The organism is Synergistaceae bacterium (genome assembly GCA_017443945.1).
GTDB lineage: Bacteria > Synergistota > Synergistia > Synergistales > Aminobacteriaceae > JAFUXM01.
Window position 1 is genome coordinate 1 of record JAFSXS010000041.1, and the last position, 19,412, is coordinate 19,412.

At 39.9% G+C, this 19,412-nt stretch carries 15 protein-coding genes; 6 read left to right on the forward strand and 9 right to left on the reverse strand.

Features of this window, described 5'->3' with window-relative positions:
* On the forward strand, window positions 1-890 hold an 890-nt coding region (locus IJT21_04190; GenBank protein MBQ7577453.1), incomplete at its 5' end, for a glycoside hydrolase.
* A 49-nt stretch (window positions 891-939) separates the two neighbouring features.
* Here IJT21_04190 and IJT21_04195 read toward each other — a convergent pair.
* Window positions 940-1,476 carry a hypothetical protein gene (locus tag IJT21_04195; GenBank protein ID MBQ7577454.1) on the reverse strand — a complete coding sequence of 179 codons (537 nt, stop codon included), beginning with the start codon at window positions 1,474-1,476 and terminating at the stop codon, window positions 940-942.
* Window positions 1,477-1,525: 49 nt separating this feature from the next.
* A complete protein-coding gene (locus IJT21_04200; GenBank protein ID MBQ7577455.1) occupies window positions 1,526-2,029 on the reverse strand; it encodes a hypothetical protein in 504 nt (167 codons plus the stop codon).
* A gap of 85 nt (window positions 2,030-2,114) precedes the next feature.
* On the opposite strand from IJT21_04200, the gene IJT21_04205 reads away from it, so the two are divergent.
* Genes IJT21_04205 through xylB form a run of 3 tightly spaced genes read left to right on the forward strand, consistent with a single transcriptional unit; the run spans window position 2,115 to window position 4,450 of the window.
* Complete coding sequence (locus IJT21_04205) at window positions 2,115-2,552, forward strand: hypothetical protein (protein ID MBQ7577456.1); 438 nt, start codon at window positions 2,115-2,117, stop codon at window positions 2,550-2,552.
* The gene (nikR, locus tag IJT21_04210; protein MBQ7577457.1) at window positions 2,488-2,955 is read left to right on the forward strand and encodes a nickel-responsive transcriptional regulator NikR; all 468 of its coding nucleotides are present in this window, start codon (window positions 2,488-2,490) and stop codon (window positions 2,953-2,955) included. Before IJT21_04205 ends, nikR begins: the two co-directional genes overlap by 65 nt.
* A 4-nt stretch (window positions 2,956-2,959) precedes the next feature.
* Window positions 2,960-4,450 (forward strand): xylulokinase, encoded by a 1,491-nt coding sequence (gene xylB, locus IJT21_04215; GenBank protein MBQ7577458.1) that lies wholly within the window; start codon window positions 2,960-2,962, stop codon window positions 4,448-4,450.
* On the opposite strand, the gene IJT21_04220 is transcribed toward xylB, so the two are convergent.
* The 5 genes from IJT21_04220 to IJT21_04240 form a co-directional block, all read right to left on the reverse strand.
* Window positions 4,418-5,653 carry a glycosyltransferase gene (locus IJT21_04220; GenBank protein ID MBQ7577459.1) on the reverse strand — a complete coding sequence of 412 codons (1,236 nt, stop codon included), beginning with the start codon at window positions 5,651-5,653 and terminating at the stop codon, window positions 4,418-4,420. The two genes, xylB and IJT21_04220, sit on opposite strands and share 33 nt — an antisense overlap.
* Before the next feature lie 80 nt (window positions 5,654-5,733).
* Window positions 5,734-8,160: a PBP1A family penicillin-binding protein gene (locus tag IJT21_04225; protein ID MBQ7577460.1), complete on the reverse strand. Its 2,427-nt coding sequence runs from the start codon at window positions 8,158-8,160 to the stop codon at window positions 5,734-5,736.
* Between the two features lie 40 nt (window positions 8,161-8,200).
* Window positions 8,201-8,812 (reverse strand): hypothetical protein, encoded by a 612-nt coding sequence (locus IJT21_04230; protein MBQ7577461.1) that lies wholly within the window; start codon window positions 8,810-8,812, stop codon window positions 8,201-8,203.
* A gap of 242 nt (window positions 8,813-9,054) precedes the next feature.
* Complete coding sequence (locus IJT21_04235) at window positions 9,055-10,005, reverse strand: hypothetical protein (GenBank protein MBQ7577462.1); 951 nt, start codon at window positions 10,003-10,005, stop codon at window positions 9,055-9,057.
* Window positions 10,006-10,225: 220 nt separating this feature from the next.
* Window positions 10,226-11,626 carry a sugar transferase gene (locus tag IJT21_04240; GenBank protein MBQ7577463.1) on the reverse strand — a complete coding sequence of 467 codons (1,401 nt, stop codon included), beginning with the start codon at window positions 11,624-11,626 and terminating at the stop codon, window positions 10,226-10,228.
* A 1,147-nt stretch (window positions 11,627-12,773) separates the two neighbouring features.
* On the opposite strand from IJT21_04240, the gene IJT21_04245 reads away from it, so the two are divergent.
* Window positions 12,774-13,883 carry a metallophosphoesterase gene (locus tag IJT21_04245; protein ID MBQ7577464.1) on the forward strand — a complete coding sequence of 370 codons (1,110 nt, stop codon included), beginning with the start codon at window positions 12,774-12,776 and terminating at the stop codon, window positions 13,881-13,883.
* A 27-nt stretch (window positions 13,884-13,910) separates the two neighbouring features.
* Window positions 13,911-14,864, forward strand: a complete 954-nt coding sequence (locus IJT21_04250) for a LicD family protein (protein MBQ7577465.1) — start codon at window positions 13,911-13,913, stop codon at window positions 14,862-14,864.
* Here IJT21_04250 and IJT21_04255 read toward each other — a convergent pair.
* Together IJT21_04255 and IJT21_04260 are read right to left on the reverse strand one after the other, a co-directional pair.
* On the reverse strand, window positions 14,861-16,501 hold the full coding sequence (locus IJT21_04255) for an NFACT family protein (protein ID MBQ7577466.1): 1,641 nt from the start codon (window positions 16,499-16,501) through the stop codon (window positions 14,861-14,863). The two genes, IJT21_04250 and IJT21_04255, sit on opposite strands and share 4 nt — an antisense overlap.
* 3 nt (window positions 16,502-16,504) lie before the next feature.
* Complete coding sequence (locus IJT21_04260) at window positions 16,505-19,195, reverse strand: flagellin (GenBank protein MBQ7577467.1); 2,691 nt, start codon at window positions 19,193-19,195, stop codon at window positions 16,505-16,507.
* Window positions 19,196-19,412 lie beyond the last annotated feature (217 nt).

Here is a 19,412-nt window from a genome sequence, read left to right on the forward strand (position 1 = left end):
CACTATTGAGCGACTACAGAACCGAATTTTCCGAAGGCTGCTGGGATATGTCCGGCACTGCTGAAAGACTCGGCGGTGAAATCGCAAATTTTTCGGCCGGCACTGTTCACGTTAAATCAAGAATTACAGGTGTTGAAGGCGATTATATTTTTGCAGTACACAAGAATCACCCTAAGAAAGAAAGCAGCTTAATATCATGCGGAATTTGCGAATATAAACCCGATTCACAAGTCAACGCGCAGGAATTGCAGGCACTTTTTGAGAGTCCAGACCACGAGAAATTATTATTTGACAAATTCGGCTATGACCAGTTTACGTTAAATAATATCCCGTCGAACGCAAGACACAGGGTCATTTATGAGCTTTTACAGCAGGATATTCACAGACTCGAAGACAGCTTGCGGGGCATTGTTGATGATTATGATCAATTACTCGAATATTTGACTCTCTTAGGAACAAAACCGCCCGCAATTATCACGACTGCTGCAGAATATACTTTGACAACCGAAATTGTTAAGAAACTCGGAAATTATGTCCCCGACGCTGACGGAATAAAACGAGATTTTGAACTCGCTGCATATTGGCAGATTAAACCCGATGAGAATAGAATCAGATTCGCATTTATTGACTGCATAAACGATATTCTCACTTTAATTTGCGTCAAGGGAGTCGACATTGACACGCTGGAGGACTTGAACGGCCTTATTAAATTATTCAACGAAAAATTTGACTGGCACTTGAGTCTATATGACGCGCAAAATTTATATTACGAGCTATTAAAGCAGCAAAAACCGATAATCAAGACTCAACCCGAACAGTTACGCAAAGCACTTTACGAACTTGGCCGCAGCTTGAGATTTTCGGATGAGATTCTAACAGTCTTGAAATAAAAATTTTTGTCCCGGTATGAATTAATGCCGGGAGCTTTTATTTATTACTTTATCGCGAGAACCATTCACGCATTGAGTAGCCGTAAGGTTTAATTTTTTTCAGGCAGGCAGCCCAATTTTGCAGCTGGATTCGTTCGTATTCGAGTTCATGATTATTAATCGTAAATTTCACGCTCGCTATACTGCGTAAATCTTTATTGCGTAACTTTCTCTCGTAGACTGACGGATATTCAAACAATAACACAACAGGTACATTTGCAATTAAATCAAGTTTATCAACACGATAACCGGCTATTCTCGTGCTCTCAATGAAGAACCGCCCGCCCCTGTCATCGAAAAGAAGTCCCGCCGAAGTATTTAATGTCGTGTTTACCTCTGACGTAACGAGAAAAATAACGTGAATATTTCCATCATCATTGTAGACATAAGCTCCGAGAAACTCAATTTTCAAGCCGTCATCAAATTTTATTTTCTCACGGTTAATATTACGCTCATATTCCGGAAATAAAGATTGATTCAAGTCATTAGCAAACGCAGAACTTGATAACGCGATCAAAGCAAGAATTACAGCAAAAATTTTTCTCATAAAATATTTCATCTCCATTTATAATTTATAAATAATTATAGACCAGCCGTTATTTAATGCCCTCATAGCGTTTTATTCTTTCCCATTCGCGCCAATCTTGAACTTGAATATCTCTGAATTGATACCATTGACCGTTAAATCTGAAATTTACTCGTGAAATCAATGGCAGCTTTTCTGAGTCTGACGGCGGAATCTTTATGTAACATTCTGCTTTAATGGGAATTTCTGCGATAATTTCACGCTCGCGAGTCCTTTCACGGCCAATCCTCCAGCCCCAACGCTCTATAAATTTTGTGCCGCTGCTGTCAAACGCTTCTGACTCCTCGACATAAATAATCATATCTTGTTTTGACCTCACGATAAAGCAGAAAACGACATAATCTCCCGGTTTATTTTTCTCGTTCAACTGCCTGAATGCGCCCTGAAAACTTATGTGTAAATTTTTGTTTTCCCTGTTGATTTCGAGCGGATTGTTATAATAATTAAATTCTTCCGCGCGTGAACTACTGCATAAACCAGCAAAAATTATGACGAACGCAAAAAATTTTTTCATGAATAAATAACGCCTCCTTGAATTAAAATTTTTTCACGCTGATATTATAATTAATAAATACTTTATTGAAGGAGGAATATATAATTTGTTCTCGATAAATTTCAAGAAAATACGCGACTATTTCGCAAGATTCATAAAGCCGTCTCTATATTTAAGCGGACTCAGTGATGTTATAAAGCTATGGCAGGACTCAGACACTAAAGAGCGCGGAATATTATTATTAACTTTTTCGCCAATGTTCTTATGTCTGGGCGGGTTTGTGTTCACGATTATACATTTTGTGCTGTTCATTTTGCCGTCGTTCTTGTTTGGTCTCTTAGGCTGGGGACTCTTGAGTACGATATTTGGTTACGGCGGAAAATATTTATACAAGCACTTAACCGGCCGAGAAATTAAAGCAAGCGGACAAATTGACCCGGAAATTATCGACGTTCAATACAGCGAGGAAGAAATTACAATTGAAGACACCCCGCCCGCACCCAAGAAAAAAACTCAACGCAAGAAAAATGACGATGCCGAGTGAAAATTTAGTGAGATTCAGTATCACAGTGCCGGAAAATTTATTAAACGAGTTCGAGTCAGATTATTACGCGGAAAATCGTGCAAACAGATCTGAGGCCGTACGGAATTTAATGCGCGCTTATATCTCGTCAGAACGCTGGAAGGCCGACAACAAAGAAATTTGCGCGTCAATCACTATAATTTATGATCACCACTTGCACGAACTCACAAGCAAATTAACGGCGGCACAGCATGACTGCGGAAAAATTATAATCTGCTCGACTCACGTGCATTTGAATCACGATTCCTGCCTTGAGTGTATAATCACAAAGGGACTAGCCTGCGAAATTCAAAAGTTTATTGACTCGTTAAAACATATTCGCGGCATTAAGAGTCTAAATTTTAATATTACAACGGAGATATAAATTTATGCGTTACTTCATAGGCGTTGACTTGGGAACATCAAGCGTAAAATCTTTATTAATGGACGAAAATGGGCAGACTCTCGGCATTGCTTCACGTGAATATGACATAATCAAGCAAAATTCTTCATGGGCCGAGCAAAAAATTAATTTCTTATGGAGAAAAACGAGCGAAACACTTTCAGAACTCGCAAGTAAATTCAACTCGCTGAAAAATTCTATAACTGCTATGAGCTTTTCAGGACAAATGCACGGATTAATCGCGCTCGACAAAAATTTTACTCCCGTCAGAAATGCTATTATCTGGGCTGACCAACGTTCAAGAGATTCTATAAATTATATCGAGAGGACTGCTCCCGATTACCGCGAAAAAATATTTAACTCAATCAGTACCGGTTTTCTTGCTGCGTCGTTAATATGGATTCGGGACAATGAACCGGAAAATTACGAGAAAATAAAATATGTCATGCTCCCTAAAGATTATATAAGATTCAAAATTTGCGGGGAAATCGGCACGGAAATATCTGACGCTTCAGGAACAGGACTTTTTGACGTGATTAAACATGAATGGGCTTATGACGTTATCGCAAAATTGAATCTCGACCCAAAAATTTTCGTTCCCTGCAAAAACTCTTCTGACTTGGCCGGAAAATTAAATAAAGTTTGTGCGCGCTTAACCGGTCTCCCCGAAGGAATATCAATAATTTACGGCGGAGGAGATACACTCGTTCAGGCAATCGGCAACGGAGCACGGGAAAATATTTTAATCTCCAACATAGGCACGGCGAGTCAATTATTATGCGCAATACATAAGCCCATGCACGATAAAGATTTTCGCACAAACACTTTCTGTCATGTAATACAAAATCAATGGCTGTTAATGGGCGCAAATTTAACGGGGGGAGCCGCTCTCAAGTGGCTTAAAAAAGTTTTAGGCATTAAAGACTATGAGACCATGACAAATTTAGCTCTAGAGTCAGAACCGGGCGCAAAAGATTTATTATTTCTGCCATACCTCAACGGAGAGAGAACGCCATATAATGACCCTCAAGCACGAGCAATTTTTTTCGGACTTAACATGAATCACGGACAGAAAGAATTTATACGCGCAGCAATGGAAGGAATAATTTTTGCACAACGCGAGACTCTCGAAATTTTTAGGGGAATGGGATTAAATTTTTCACAAGTCATTGTGTCAGGAGGCGGGGCAAAGAGTGCGGCATTTCGTGAAATAATTGCTAACGTCCTTAAATGCATAGTGATAACAAATAAAATTTCTGAACAAGGCTGTATCGGTGCGGCGATTCTTGCTGCTGTAGGTTCAGGAACATTCAGGACTATTTACGAGGCCTGCGACAAGATCATAAAATTTGGCGATTCTATAGCTATCCCAGACCCCAAAAAAATGAGTCTCTATGATGAAATATTTGCGAGATTCCAAAAAATTTATCCCGCAAACAAAAATTTATTTCCTCGTGTACCAGTCGTCGGGCAATAATTCAGCTTTACTGCACGGGCCTTCGCTGAATAAATCAACGGGCTTCTTCTCGCGCTGTAGTGCGTCGGCTAACTTGATGAATCTTTCGGCGGCGATTTTCGGACTCCATTCTTCGGAAATAGTTTTATATGCTGCACGGCCAAGTTCGGAAATTTTTGCGGGGTTCGCTAATAAATATGTGACTCTTTCTGTCAAGTCAGCTAAATTTTTATCGCGAAAGATTAAACCGTTCTCGCCGTCTTTAATCAAATAAGGGACAGAGCCTATTTTTTCGCCTGCAACGACAGCACACGCGGAATTCATTGACTCATTAAGTACAGCTCCCCAGCCCTCACCAGAGTCAGACGTGAATAAATAAATTTGCGAACGTTCCATATAATCGCGTACTTGATTCGTTGTCATCGTCGGCAATAGTTCTACACAATCATGTAAATTATATTCGTTCACGAGGTTTGCAAGTGTCCCGCTCATTTCGCCTGTGCCTATGATCCGCAAATGAAACGGGATTTGACGCGACTTTAAATTTTTTGCCAGCAACACAGCTAAATCCGGATGTCTCCAAGATAGAGGATTTCCCGCCCACAAAATAGAATTTGATTCTTTGCGTGAAATTAAATTTTCTATATCGTCATAATGTCTGTATTCTGTGAAATATCCCCATTTGTAAGCCTTATTTGCATAATAGCCGAGTTTGTAATTATCCATTGAAGCAAATGCACTCGCACATAATAAATAAATTTGTCCGTTTTCAGGGCTTGCGTGAGAACCTTCATATTTGCGTCTCCAAACGTGTCTGGATAACGGCGAAAAACGCGCAGCAAGTATTGATTTTAACCGCATAATTTTATTTCTATTATATCCCCAGCTTTTAAATGATCTCTCTGCATACTGAAATATTATTTTGCCGTCTTTGATTCTTTGCTCGAATAAGTCTCTATATAAATCCTCACTAACCCCTCCGGTAATTAAATGTTCGGATTCAAGTATTAATTTTCGCGCTAAGTTCATATTTTCTTGACTCTCGTAAGCCCTCAGAACGCATGACTCTTGATTCATTTCGTAATTATTCGTTCTTATGAGTGCAACAGCGTGAGTCGGCATAACAGCAATAAATTTATAATCATCACCGTAAATTTTCACAAATTCCTGCGCTAAAGGCAATTGGTGAGGGTGCATATAAGTGCTTAATAATACAAGTTTCATTAATAAATCACATTCCTTCATGTAATAATAGCAAAAAAAATTTCCCTCCGACATTTTATCAGAGGGACTAATAATTTTCTCTACTCTAAACCATATTCGCGCAATAATTGTCTATAACGCTGCTCAACTTCATCAACTCTAGGTTCTTGACGTTTGGGCGGCTGAGGATTGTTATTTCTCGGTATGACTGCTTGCGGTACGGGTGCGCTAACTTGCTGCGGAACAGGCGCGGGACTCGACTCTCTCGGTGCTGGTGTGTCGCTGCCTTCTGTCTGCTGCCGTCTTGCAAGATAAGACTCGTCCTGCTCAACAAGAAATAATCTCGGCCCTCTCGGATCATTATCTGCAGCTGCGTAACTTCCTCCGTGAGTCGGACATGATGTCGTAGGTGCTTTACCCTTTGGAAAATATAACGGCACAGCAGGACAACCAGGGCGCGCAATATAACCGGAACTTCTGCAAATTGATAATTTCGTAACTTCTACCCATTCAGGAGGAGGAGCAAACGCCGCGGGAGTATTCAACTCTTGCACAGCATAAGCCATAAATTTTTTCCAAACGGGAGCCGCCATCGTTCCGCCAAATGCACGACGACCCATTGTTTTGTGATCATCGCGTCCTACATATACAGCTGTAGTCAACCCCGGTGCACCTCCGCAAAACCATGCGTCAATAAAATCATTTGATGTTCCTGTTTTACCGAAAATATTTACTTTTGGAATCGCTGCGGGTCTTCCTGTTCCTGCCCTGATTGTGTCTTGAAGCATTGAACGAATCGAATAAGCTGTTTCCGGCCTCATTGCTTGAGTCATTGCTGTCTCGCGATGTTCGATTACGTTTCCGTCTCTATCTTTTATTTCGCGAATCATGAGAGGGACGATTCTTTTTCCGCCGTTGTTGAAGCAATTAAAAGCTACTGCCATTTCTAACGGAGTCAGACTCGCCGAACCTAACGCAACTGATAAATCACTCGGCAAATATTTTGTCTCGATTCCCATATTGCGGGCCATTTTCAAAATTGCGTCAGTGCCGATATATGCAGCTACACGAACAGCAACAGTATTTAGAGATCTCGTCAAAGCATTCTGTACAGTTACTTCACCTGCATAACCTCCGCCGGAATTGTGAGGGGACCAGCCTCTATTGCCTGCCCTGCGTCCAAACGTTATAGGAGCGTCGAGAAAATGATCACTCGGCATTATGTCTTCTTCCATTGCAGCAGCGTAAACTATCGGCTTAAAACTTGATCCCGGCTGTCTCATTGCTTGTGTTGCGCGGTTAAATTTGCTTTCCTTGAAATCTTTGCCCCCTACGAGTGCGAGAACTTCTCCAGTTTCTGACTCAATGCACACTAAAGCGCCCATTACCGTTTTATTGAGTCCTTGTATGGCCTCGCGTGCTTTGTCCTGAAGTCTTATATCTAAAGTCGTATAAATTTGCATTCCTCCGCTGTAGACTTCATCACGTCCGTATTTAGGCAATAAATCATTAAATAGTAAGTGCGACACAAAATAGGGAGCTCTGTTAAACTCTTCTATCTTGTTGACTCTGCGCTTAAATTCTAATTTCTCATTGTAGGCTGCTTTGCGTTGTTCGGAAGTTATCCATCCGAGAGTCTCTAGTCTGCTCAACACATAATTTTGTCGTGATTTAGCGTTATTTATGTTGCTTAATGGGTTATAACGTCCGGGGTTAGCGATTAATCCTGCTAATATTGAAGCCTGAGCCAAATCTAAATCTTTTGCTGACTTGTCGAAATAAGTTCGTGCAGCTGTCTCGACTCCCCATGCTCCATGACCGAAATTAATTGTGTTCAAGTAAAGTTCTAAAATTTTATCCTTCGAGAATAATTTTTCGAGTCTCATTGCGATAATAATTTCTTTTGCTTTACGTGTAATGCTCTTCTCGTGAGTCAAGAATAAATTTCGTGCTAACTGCTGAGTAATAGTGCTTGCTCCCTGTACTTTTCCTTTCTCGATTATGTCCGTCCATAGTGCGCGCAGGATTGAACCGATTCTGATTCCTCCGTGCTGATAAAATGCTGAGTCCTCCGCAGCTAAGACACTTTGCACGAGCCATGAAGACACTTGATGCAATTCAACGGGCGTTCTGTTCTCGATAAAAAGTTTTGCTATGACTTCACCGTTTCTATCGTACAAAATTGAAGGGAGGCTGCTTTTAGGGTTAGCAAGCTCGACCATGCTGGGCAGATCTTCAGAAAGTTTCACGACGTACCAAGCGACTCCGGCACTAACTGCACCGGTTGCAAGAAGGACGACTAATAAAATAGTCATGAAGAAAATTTTAACGATTGAAAACTTTTTTTTCTTTCGCGGAGTCTCGGCGGGTTTAGGCTGCTCAGGGGGTACTCTGCGCGCGGATTCAGTCTGCTGCCGTCTTGCACGTCTAGCAGGAGAAGGGCCGAATAGTACTTCATCTGGATCTATTCTAGTTCGTCTATTATTATTTTCGCGAGGCTGACGCGGGTTATTAATTCGTTCGTTCATTGACATTTACCCCTTTTTGTATTATGACGCAATAATATTATCACACACGCGGGAAAATTCTTATTATGCCGCCTTTGCGATGACTTTTTGAGTCGTGCAAATTTTTCAAGCTCAGCCATTTATATTCGCCGTAAGTGATAGTTAAGACTCTGATGTCATTATCGATAATTTCATAGCCGGCCAAGTTGAACCAGTGCCAGAAAAAGTCTTCAAGCGTTTTATCATGGTGATTCAGCAGCAAAAAAGGTACGGGGAAATTATTATTTATCTGGGTAATTATTGCGCGCGAAAAATTTTCGTAGTCTACACCGCCGGAAAGCCCTTCGAGTGTCAAGAAATTATTATTAACGTCGTGAAAATAGTCATAGAGTCCGCAAATGTAAGTCTCTAAGAAATCAATACCATGATAGCGGGGCGTTAAATAAGGCTTCATGACCTTTGCGAAATTAATAAAGTCCATGCGTGATAAATTTTTTGAGTGATTCGCGTATAAATTGCTGAATTTTTCTTGTTGACTCAAGTAAATGCACACGTCGCACGCAGTAACAGCAGCACAGCCTCCCATATTCATATCCCATTCTGGGAGCCAGTCTTGATTGCCGCCGGGGGTGCCTTCTATTGTGAAATAGTTTAAAACTTTTCTTGATTTCAATGTAATTATTACGCCTCCGATAAAAATTTTACATATTATATAGCAAAACTTGATGATTATAATTTTTTGTGTTGATGGATAAGAGTGAAAAAATTTTAGCAGATTCTATAAAACATTTTCGGCAAACTATGACATATTAAATTTGTTGTATATGTGCGGCCCTTTTTTATCGCGCTCTATATCATGTGAAGCACAAAAAATCCCTCCTGCATTAATTCACAGAAGGGAGTAAAACTTAATAATTAACCGAAATTTTCTCCGCCCGGGAGTCTTTTTCTTATCGTGATATATAGTGCCTTAAAGAGTCCTATTTTGCGAACGCGATAGTAATAACGCATAAAGCGCCAGAATAATCCCGGTTTCTTGCGAATTAAAGCATTATAATAATAACGATTCATGTTAGGACAATATTTATCTACAACTTTTATAACAATATCCGGCTTTCTGTCATACTGGTGAACGACCGCAGCAATTTCGCCTTTACCGTTGAGAACGTTATCATTTGAGTCAAGTTTTATATTTTCGCGCTCAGATAGTCCTATTGTCATGACTGGGCCGTCTTGGTTGGTGCTGGTTACAAGAATGTCATTAAATAATTTCTCGTGGTATACGAACCAATTAGCTGTCGGCTGATCTGATATTTCGTAATAATTATATTTATCGGACTTGAGATTTTCTGACATTGTCTCCGAAAAGTTAAAGAATTCTTCAGACGTTCCCCAAAGAGTTCCCATACATATCACGCGCTCGTTTTTTATAGGTTCGTGGTCTGCTTCACCGAATCTGCGTACAAACCACCATTTATTACAAGGCTCGGATAAAGTAACGTCTTCAAGCGCAACACCTAGAAATTTTTTATGTCTCTGATAGAATTTAAACATGTCCGACTGAAAAAATAAGTCCCTTACATCAGCCGTAAAAATCATATCATAATCTTTTTGTTTATCGCGCAGAAAATCTGTATATAAATCCCACCTGTAATCAATTATACATTTTCCGTCATATTTTGGAGGGATCGGAAGTAATTTCACCCCGAAAGATTTAATTTTATTCAGCGTATATTCTGACATATGGGCAACAAACATAACGCACTCGCAATTTTCAAAGCCTGACTGCGCAAAAGACTCGAAGAACGGTTCAATTTCTTCCCATCTATATTTTATAATCGAGCCGATTACTAAATTTTTCTTCATGAGCTTATACCCCCGAAAAAGACTCAGAAGAATAAACGACTCCGAGCAAATTATTTAATTGTGTGTGTGAAAGACTTTGTGATAAGATTAAAACGTGTAATTTACCGATAACCGATAACCGATAACCGATTTTACTGACTAACATTTACCTTGTCAAGACCTTTCTTGCTGAATTTATCTGATTTCACAAGAATTATATCATGTGAAGCGCTAAAAAATTTTAATATGCACCAGTACCCCTGACAACGGCTCTAATAGTGCGCAGCAAAATTATAATATCAAGCCACACTGACCAGTTATGAATATAATACAAATCGTAAGTTATTCTCTCGTCATAATCTTTTACATCATTGCGGCCGCTGACCTGCCAGAAACCTGTCATACCGGGCTTAACGTGAAAAATTTGCTGTGCTGTCCTGTAACCGTAATATAATTTTATTTCTTTCTCGACGATTGGACGCGGGCCAGTTAGACTCATTTCTCCCCGTAAGACATTAAAAATTTGCGGTAGTTCATCAAGACTCGTGCGGCGTAAAAATTTCCCGAAACTTGTAATTCTCGGATCGTGCTTGAACTTGAACGCCTGCTGAAACTCTGCGCGCAATTTCTCATCTTTCATCATTTCCTGCAAAATTTGTTCTGCATTCGGTACCATAGTGCGAAATTTGTAGAGATAGAACGGCTTTAAATTCTGTCCGACTCTCTTATGCTTGAATAAGGCTTTTCCCCCGTCATCGTGTCTAATCTTCCACGCAATAATTAACATGAACGGCAACAATAGAGTCAGTGCCGCAAAGCCTCCGATATAGTCAAAAATATTTTTCACAAAGCGATTCACGGGATTTAGCAGACCTTGTGAAGCTGATATAATCGGCAGCCCGTCAATAGTGCGAATTTCTGCCGAGTAAGTCGTAAGCATATACATATCTGGAATATATAGAACGCTGTTAATATTTTCTTCTACAATGTTGAGAATGTCAGCGAGAGTTTTTCTTGATGCTGTAGGAATTGCGATTATTGCCTCGTCTGCGTTAATTTGCGATTGGATATGCTCGAAATCTTTTAATTTTCCCAGCACAGGAACGCCCGCAATTAATTCATCACATTTTGACTCGTCATCGTCAAGAAATCCCAGAACTTTACGAGTCGTGAATGGCGATAAATTTATATTCTGCGCAAAAATTTCACCCGCACCGCCTGCACCTAGAATGATTACGCCCGTTGAGAGCAACCCCAGAGAGAACAAAACGCGCCTGAAAATGTATCTGACTGCAAGACTCACGGGAATAAAAATTGCGATCCCAAACGTTAATGCAAACAATGACATTTTTATTTTGCTGGTGTAGAGAAACAAGACGCTGACAAGAAATATAGACAATCCCGAACGCAAAGCAGCTTTTATTTCGTCCCATAATGTCCAGAGCCTGAAGAAATATAGTGACTCAAACAAAAAAAACGCCGTCATTGTCCCCGTTAAGAAGGCTTTTACTTCAAATGAAATATTTATCTTCATGAACGAGAACACGAGATTATATAAACATATATCAATAATTATCTGCACTACTGAAAATATTCCTCTCATTAAAGAATAATTCAGGCGATGTGCGTTATAGACAGTCATTAAATTTTGTCAAGCTCCTTTCTTGCTGATTATATCATGAGGGCCGATTGACTATAAATTTTTTTTTACACTGCATAGACGATGAAATTATCGCATTAAAAAATTTTTTCTCTCGTAAATAATTATGAGCACTGAAAAATTTTAAACTTTTTGTATTAGTAAAAGTATTAGTAATATTTTTATCTTGAGGGAAAAATCATTTGCAGAGAATTTCATATTTTGTTCATTATATAACAAATGCACTTAAATGGCTGCAAAAATTTCAATACATTATATTTGGCGGGTTGGTGGGAACTACTTATTTTGTGTGTCTTGACGTATTTTTTGAATATCGCGTTGTTATATCTCGCCGACAAATGTATTTCTACTGTGATCATAATTTGATTACGATAGTTTCTCTTAGGTGTGATTACTATTTTTTCGAGTGCTTTCAATACATGATTTATATAATATCCGAATATATGCCTTGAATTATTTGGTGAACTTGTGAGCTGTCTGCTATAGTTTCACTCGTAATAATAATTTTCACCGGCATACCAAATGAATCTGTTGAGCCTCCTTTTATTCATCATAATTCATTCAAGTTAGTGTCTTGCTTAACAATATCAAAAAGTTTTGCCCAATTTCCATATTCCGTTTCTACATGGCGCACAAGTTTGTAATATTCAGATTACTGCATTTATAAACTTGCGATTATCTTTCGCCGGCCGACTCTGTGTACCTGCTTTAATATAGTTAAGTAAGATTCTATTATTTTCCATGCCCGGTTTAAATATCATGCCTATGTAATGTATTATTTTGTGCCTGCTTCAATGATTTAGTTTTATTTGTCCGCATCATTTAGCACAAGGATATGAAAGAAGTCTTTCGGAAACGTGCATTTATAACTACGGGCGGGAAAAAACGAGCCGCACACATACAACAAATTTTTGTAAATATATAAGCTCAACAAAAATATTTTGTCATAGTTTTCCGAAAATGTTTTATCTTGTCGCTAACAATGGACTATTCTATTCGGGGCTGACAGAGTTTTTGTAAAATGAAAATTAATTACACAAAAATATAACCCTCCCAAGATTCTTTGCTTGAAGCATGATTTAACGTATATAATTACGCAAAAATTTATGTAGGAGAGATAAATTTATTCATGATGTCGATATTTGTTATAGTACCTCTTACGGTTTGCATATACGAAATATTGAGTCTTATATTGCCGCTGAAAATTTCTTTATCGTCAAAAATTGTCTGTGCTGTTATGTTATTGGCCGGACTTGGAAAAATTTTTCTTTACCGCAGGACCAGTGCCGGATTTGATTTATACGAGCTTCCATACGCGTTAAATTTAATTATCTCGTTGATATTTAATTTCATAGTAATTGCGTTATTTCTAGCTCTTGTCAAGGATATAATATTTATCGTGTGCAGGTTTATAATCAGGTGCAATTTTCCGGCTCATCACATTTCATTATTTGTGCTTTCGATTGGGATATGCGCGACACTTTTCGGGACATATGAAGGCTTGCGGGTACCTGATGTAAATATTCATGAGGTGAAAATTAAGAATCTCGGTAAAGATTTAGACGGACTCAAAATTGCAATGTTAGTAGACATTCACGCCGACCAGTTAAGCAATAAAAATTTTGTCAGCGCAGTAGTTAGCAAAACAAACGCTCTTAACCCTGATTTGATATTAATTCCGGGTGATTTTGTTGACGGCCAAGTAGAGTCAAGAAGTGCGGACGTTGCACCATTAAAAAATTTGCGCGCGAAATTCGGAGTCTATGCGACAACGGGGAATCATGAATATTATTTCAATTTATCGGGCTGGCTTGAAGAGTTAAAATCTTTGGGAATAAAATTTTTAGAGAATCAGCACATAATAATCACGTCAGGAGACTCTAAATTAATTCTTGCAGGAGTACCCGACCAAACGAGCGGAAATCATAATGTTTCACAAGCACTGCAAAATATTCCGGAAAATTCGCCAATTATCTTAATGGATCACAGACCCAGCGAGGCACGTGAGAACGCAAAATTTAATATCGACCTGCAATTATCCGGACACACTCACGGTGGACAAATGCCGGGACTTAAATATTTAGTTGCACGTGCGAATAAAGGTTTTGCTCGGGGCTGGTATAAAGTCGAAAACATGTCATTATACGTGAGTCCGGGTACATCTCAATGGAACGGATTCAGCGTGAGATTATTAGATCCGTCCGAAATTACATTGTTTATTCTGCGGTCTGATTTATAATATTTTGCAGTTAAAGGAGGCTGACTAATGGGAAATTTTGCAGTAAAACTAGAGAAATTCAAAAATGTAATGAAAGAAAGAGGCTTGTCGCAAACTATTATACGCGCGCTCAAGAAAGTAACCGGCATATTAGACTGCGAACAAGGACTAGAGACTCTAAATTATTTCTTGAATCATTACGTTGATATAACGAAATTACCGCCAGCAGCAGGAGATTTGAGAAAATTGCAGTTGTGCGACGCTGTATTGTTATCTATATTTGATTCAATCTGCAAGAAACAAGACTGGCAATATTGGCTCTCACATGGGACTCTTCTCGGTGCAGCAAGACATAAAGGTTTTATCCCATGGGATGATGATTTAGACGTTTGCATGACACGCAAAGACTATAACAACGCCTGCGAAAAATTATCTGATATACTTGCTTCATTCGGTGAAGATTCTATAACGTACGGAATTGATAACGGCAGAATCGGACTCGGTTACAAACATTCAAAAACGGGCGTTTGGTGTGATATATTTCCGGTCGATATAGTTCATGCAGACTCAGATAACAGCAAGGAATTAGCTGACAAAATTTATAAATACAAGAAATTTTACAGGAAAAGCGGCAAAAATTTATCTCCCAGCGAATTAGACTCAGCGCGCGCAAAAATCATTAATTCTACTAAGGGGGGGGGGGGGTATGACATTGCGTTAATTGCTCCCGAATTTTTCCCCGATCCATTAAGAATTAAGACTGATATTATATTCCCATTAAGCACTATCGAATTTGAAGGCTATAAATTAAATGCTCCTCACGACACAAATAAATTTTTGACATGTACATACGGCGATTATATGAGATTTCCCAAAAAAGGAGTCGAATCTCATGGAGGCGACACAAGACCACCGCTCCGTGAATGGGCATCAAGAAGCGGAGTCAATATGAATGACGTATTAGAACATCTCAAGGAAATCGATAAATTTTTTAGGGCTTAATCTTTCGCTGGAGTAACTCGCAAAGTTCCGGGATTCGTGTACGTTACAAGCGCAACAGTCCCGGGCACTGATCTAATATATTTGCGTTCTGTATAATCAATTGGTACAGAATTTGACTCGCGCCCTGACGAATGACCCGCCGCTAAACTTGCAGCATACTCTAAAATATTGCGTTTGTCTGCCTCAAGTTCCGAGCGTTTAACACCTTTAATTATCACATGAGCACCCGGCATTTCGTGAACGTGAAGCCAAATATCTTCAGGTCTTGCGAGCTTGAATGTAACGTGCCTGTTTCCGCGCGCAGAGAGTCCCACTAAAATATTTATGCCTTCATAATTTATGTTCAAGAACGGCGGAATTTCCGGTGATTTCTTTCTGGGTCTGCTGACTTTCTTGTCAGACGGTGAGAGCCATTCTGATAAATCTTTCACTGATTCATTAAATTTTTCGGGGTCATTGATTGAGTCTAATAATGCGTGCTGCTCCTGTAACTCTTTGATTGATGAATTAATTGCGTCAAGATTTGATTTTATCTCGTCGGGGCTGCCTTTTGCTTTGCGGTAACGTTTAAAATATTTCTCTGCATTACGTGAAGGCGATAAATCAGGGTCTAAAGCGATTTCTAAATTATTGCCTTCCCAGTCAGTGAGATTTACTTTTTCTGCGCGTTTGGGAATCTCGTAAATGTGAGTCAATATTGCCTCGCCCTTGAGTCTGAAAATTTCTGCTGCCTGACATTCTTTAAGCTGCTTGATTAGTCCGTCTCTGTGTCGTTCGCGTGATTTTATTGCACGTTTTAATTTTGCGTCTATGTCGTGTAAAGTTTTCTCGCGTCCCTTGCGCAATAATGGAATTAATACGCCTTCACGAGCTGCCCGAATCGAATCCAAGCCTAAATTTACAGTCTCGTCAAAATCAAAGTCTATGCGCGTCAAATAATTATTTTTCTTGATTAACTTGCAATTTACGAGTGAGTCCTCATTAACGAGCTTTAACAATGCAGAGTGCCACGAAATTATTTCATGTTCTGCCCAGTGAGTCTGGATTAAACGCGCTAAGGGTCTGCCGATTCCTGAAATATTCTGCAAGTCCTCGAATGCTAAAATTTTGCTCTCACTTAATGCAACACCTTCAAACATTGGCGGAGGCGTGTATAAATGTCCGGGCAAAATCGTTCTAAATCTATTAACGTCGGGAGTAGAATGCTTTGCGGCCTCGTCGATTTTGTGTGAGTCATCAAGTATCAAAAAATTTGCTACCGGTTCAGTAATCTCAAGCACTAAATAATAATTCACGCTCAAACCTGCAGAGACTCTACGTTTTGCAGCAAATTCAAGAATCCTGTCATGATTTATCTGCTTGACTGAATAAATTTCGCCCCCGTGAGTTAATCGACTCTTTAATGCTTCGGCCATAGGTGCGCGCCCTGATGATATTTCGCGGAGTGCGTTAATTTCACTTTGTGAGGCCTCACAGATTCCCGCAGCTCCTGAAGTCCACGAGATTAACAGCCATTTTTCAGGAGAAATTTTCAAAGCTGCCCAAGTGTCTCCGCCTTCAATGCGGTTGACCCGCAGAGGTAGAATATTCTTCAATGCCCCCGCGAGTCCCGTTATAAATTCTGGTCCAAATGCCATTTTTTATTGCCTCAACACGCTTAAAATTGTCTGAGTCTGTAATTGATTCGACTGCGCTAACATTGCAGTATTGGCCTGCATTAAAATTTGCATCTTCGTGAACTCTAATATTTCGCTCGCATAATCAGTATCACGAATCCGGCTGTTAGCTTCGATTAATGACTCTGTTTCCTTAGAGAGATTGCCTAAATGATGTTCGAGTCGATTTTGTGCTGCTCCGAGTTTTGCCTGCTGCATAGAGACTCTATCAATGGCCTTATCGATTATGTCAATGGAGTATGAAGCCTTTTCGCGGCTCATTACATTAATGCGGTCTAATCCCAAAGCGTTAGAGCTCATATCACCTATTGCAAGCATAACGTCTTCACCTTCGCCCGCGCCTGTTTGGAAAATCATAGTGTTGTCGGCCAAGTGCAAAACTACGTCTGAACCGTTATTGCCCGTTGTGCTTTGAATCGAGTAACCGCCTATTGACTCATTCCATGTAGCTTGTAAACCCATCATTGAGTCAAATTCTACATCGACATTTTTATGAACGACTCCGATTAAGCGATTTCCGGTAATATTTACGTTTTGTGCAATTACTGAATTATCATGAGCGTCAACTACATCAACATTGTAAGTAGACTCTCTTGCTTCCTGAATCGTATTGAGCGACAAAGCATTTAATAATTCTTCATTACCTGAGATACTGATTTGACCTTTTGAGCCCGTCAGAGCCGAACGAAATACAATAGTTCCCGCAACAGCATTAGTGCCGAGAGTCCCGCCTTCAGTGAATGTTACGAATTTGCTTGCGTCATCGACATATTTTGCCTGGCCGAGTCCGACAGCAACGGCAGTATTTAATTTCTTTACGACATCATCAAGCGTGTCATTGCCGTAAATCGTAACTTTTGCTTGAGTCCCGTCGCCCTGAGTGAGAGTCAATTCCTGCGGCTGTTGTACGAGATAAACCCCTTCAGAGTTCCAGAATTTATCAATGTCGCGAATTTTCGTATTTCCTTCAGCTGTACGAGCTTGATTTGTTACAGTAAATGAAGTCATCGGTATATAATCAACAGTCAGCAGCTTATCGGCGGCATTACGTAATTCAGGCCCGGTAACAAGTGTTATAGTACCGTTTGTTACTTCGCCGGATTTAGAGTCAATGAAATAATTGCTGAAATTAATCTCATTTTCCGGAACAGAGTCGTACTCAAGCGCATAAGTTGATACTCCTGCATAACCGAAATTTTGACTGAATATATTAAAGCCTAATGGACGATCTACATTTTTTGCAGTTACAGCGACGGCAAATTTTCCGCCCTCATAAACGTGATCGAAATCGCTTAGACTCACAGTAACGGCGTTATCGAATGCATCACCCAGATTAAATACCTGACCGTCAGTGAGCATAATATCATCAATGTTTGCTGTAGAGTTTGCGCCGTTCTTAGATAAAATATTTGCCTTAGCACTTAATGTAACAGTACCAGTTATAGAATCAACTTTCTTGACCTCAAATAAAATACTTGCATTTACAGAAAGAGCGTCGCCAGAATCAACCGTAACCATATCTTCAACTGACGCAAAATCAGTAACTGTTGAGTCTATTGTAGACGTTGGAGCATTACCCGCGCCGCCGCCTTCATAAGAAATTTTCAGTCCTACAGCCTCTGTGCCCGGTTTAGAAATTGTCAATGACGTTATATCATTGCCGTTTACCTTTATGCCCTTGTAAGCTGCATTATGCTTTATTTCATTGAGAACGCTGTTAAAATATTCAGTTTGCGCTGTTGAGTCTGCTGTATCAGTTCGGAAAATATTTGCTCCTGAAGTACTCCATATTTCTATGCCGTCATCTGTCGAGACAGTGATTTTATTGACGGGAGAATTTGTAGTGTTAAATGACGTTGTAACAGTTGACTCCGTTGAAATGCCGCCGATTCCGTATGAACCATGCAAAAGGGGATCAGGCGACGACCCCCCGCCGAGATTTACAGAATAAGATCCGTCCGGCATAGAATCAACTTTTACATCTTTGAGTCCCTCAGCAGTATTGACGCTTTTACTTACTATAACAGATTTGTTGCTGCTGTCATTGCCGGCCTGCCTAATTTTGAGAATGTCAGATTTCTGGACTTCTGCTTGTCCTGCCTCAGCTCTTATTTTCAGCTTATAATTTCCATCGACGGCGTATTTCTGCCCGAACTGGTCAATAGAACGAATCCCGCCATTTACGATTGCTTTGACTTCTTTGCTTGTGCTGCTCCATAACACTGCATTATCGCCGCTAAGAATTTTTTTGCGGTTAAATTGCGTTGTATTAGCGAGTCTAGTAATTTCGTCGCGGATCTCGTTAATTTCGACCTGAATATAACTTCTGTCCTGCTGAGTCAACACGTCATTTGCTGCCTGAACTGATAACTCACGCATACGCATAAGCATTGAATTTGTCTGCTCAAGTGCGCCCGAAGCTGTCTGAATGAGGCTTATTCCGTCTTGAGTGTTATATAATGCTTTCTCCATGCCGAATATACGGGATCTCATAGTCTCGCTTATTGCAAGTCCTGCCGTGTTGTCAAGATCGGCTATTTTTGTGCGCAGTCCCGTTGATAATTTCTCTAATGAGCGTTTCATGGCGAGAGAATTACGCATCATTATTCGCTGACCCATTAAGGACGTTATATCGTGATTCATAATCATAGACATTCTAATTCATCACCTTCCTTGTGTGAAAATATCATCCCTGAAAAAATTAATTTCCCCCGCTTTCACGGGTTCGGCGCAATTGCGGGGGAGTAATTTATAACTTCATATCGAGCGATTTATGTCTCGATTTTCTTTTCTCGCGAATCTTCTGCACGAGATTTATAACTTTGTCCGGCGGAAACTTGCGAATTATTGTCCCGTCCGAGCTGTTAATCAC

Excerpts from the sequence above, each read along its gene's own strand:
- IJT21_04260 (MBQ7577467.1), bottom strand. The coding sequence starts at position 19,195 with ATGTCTATGATTATGAATCACGATATAACGTCCTTAATGGGTCAGCGA.
- IJT21_04235 (MBQ7577462.1), bottom strand. The coding sequence starts at position 10,005 with ATGAAGAAAAATTTAGTAATCGGCTCGATTATAAAATATAGATGGGAA.
- IJT21_04250 (MBQ7577465.1), top strand. The coding sequence starts at position 13,911 with ATGGGAAATTTTGCAGTAAAACTAGAGAAATTCAAAAATGTAATGAAA.
- IJT21_04195 (MBQ7577454.1), bottom strand. The coding sequence starts at position 1,476 with ATGAGAAAAATTTTTGCTGTAATTCTTGCTTTGATCGCGTTATCAAGT.
- IJT21_04245 (MBQ7577464.1), top strand. The coding sequence starts at position 12,774 with ATGATGTCGATATTTGTTATAGTACCTCTTACGGTTTGCATATACGAA.
- IJT21_04200 (MBQ7577455.1), bottom strand. The coding sequence starts at position 2,029 with ATGAAAAAATTTTTTGCGTTCGTCATAATTTTTGCTGGTTTATGCAGT.
- IJT21_04240 (MBQ7577463.1), bottom strand. The coding sequence starts at position 11,626 with ATGACTGTCTATAACGCACATCGCCTGAATTATTCTTTAATGAGAGGA.
- xylB (MBQ7577458.1), top strand. The coding sequence starts at position 2,960 with ATGCGTTACTTCATAGGCGTTGACTTGGGAACATCAAGCGTAAAATCT.
- IJT21_04255 (MBQ7577466.1), bottom strand. The coding sequence starts at position 16,501 with ATGGCATTTGGACCAGAATTTATAACGGGACTCGCGGGGGCATTGAAG.
- IJT21_04225 (MBQ7577460.1), bottom strand. The coding sequence starts at position 8,160 with ATGAACGAACGAATTAATAACCCGCGTCAGCCTCGCGAAAATAATAAT.
- IJT21_04220 (MBQ7577459.1), bottom strand. The coding sequence starts at position 5,653 with ATGAAACTTGTATTATTAAGCACTTATATGCACCCTCACCAATTGCCT.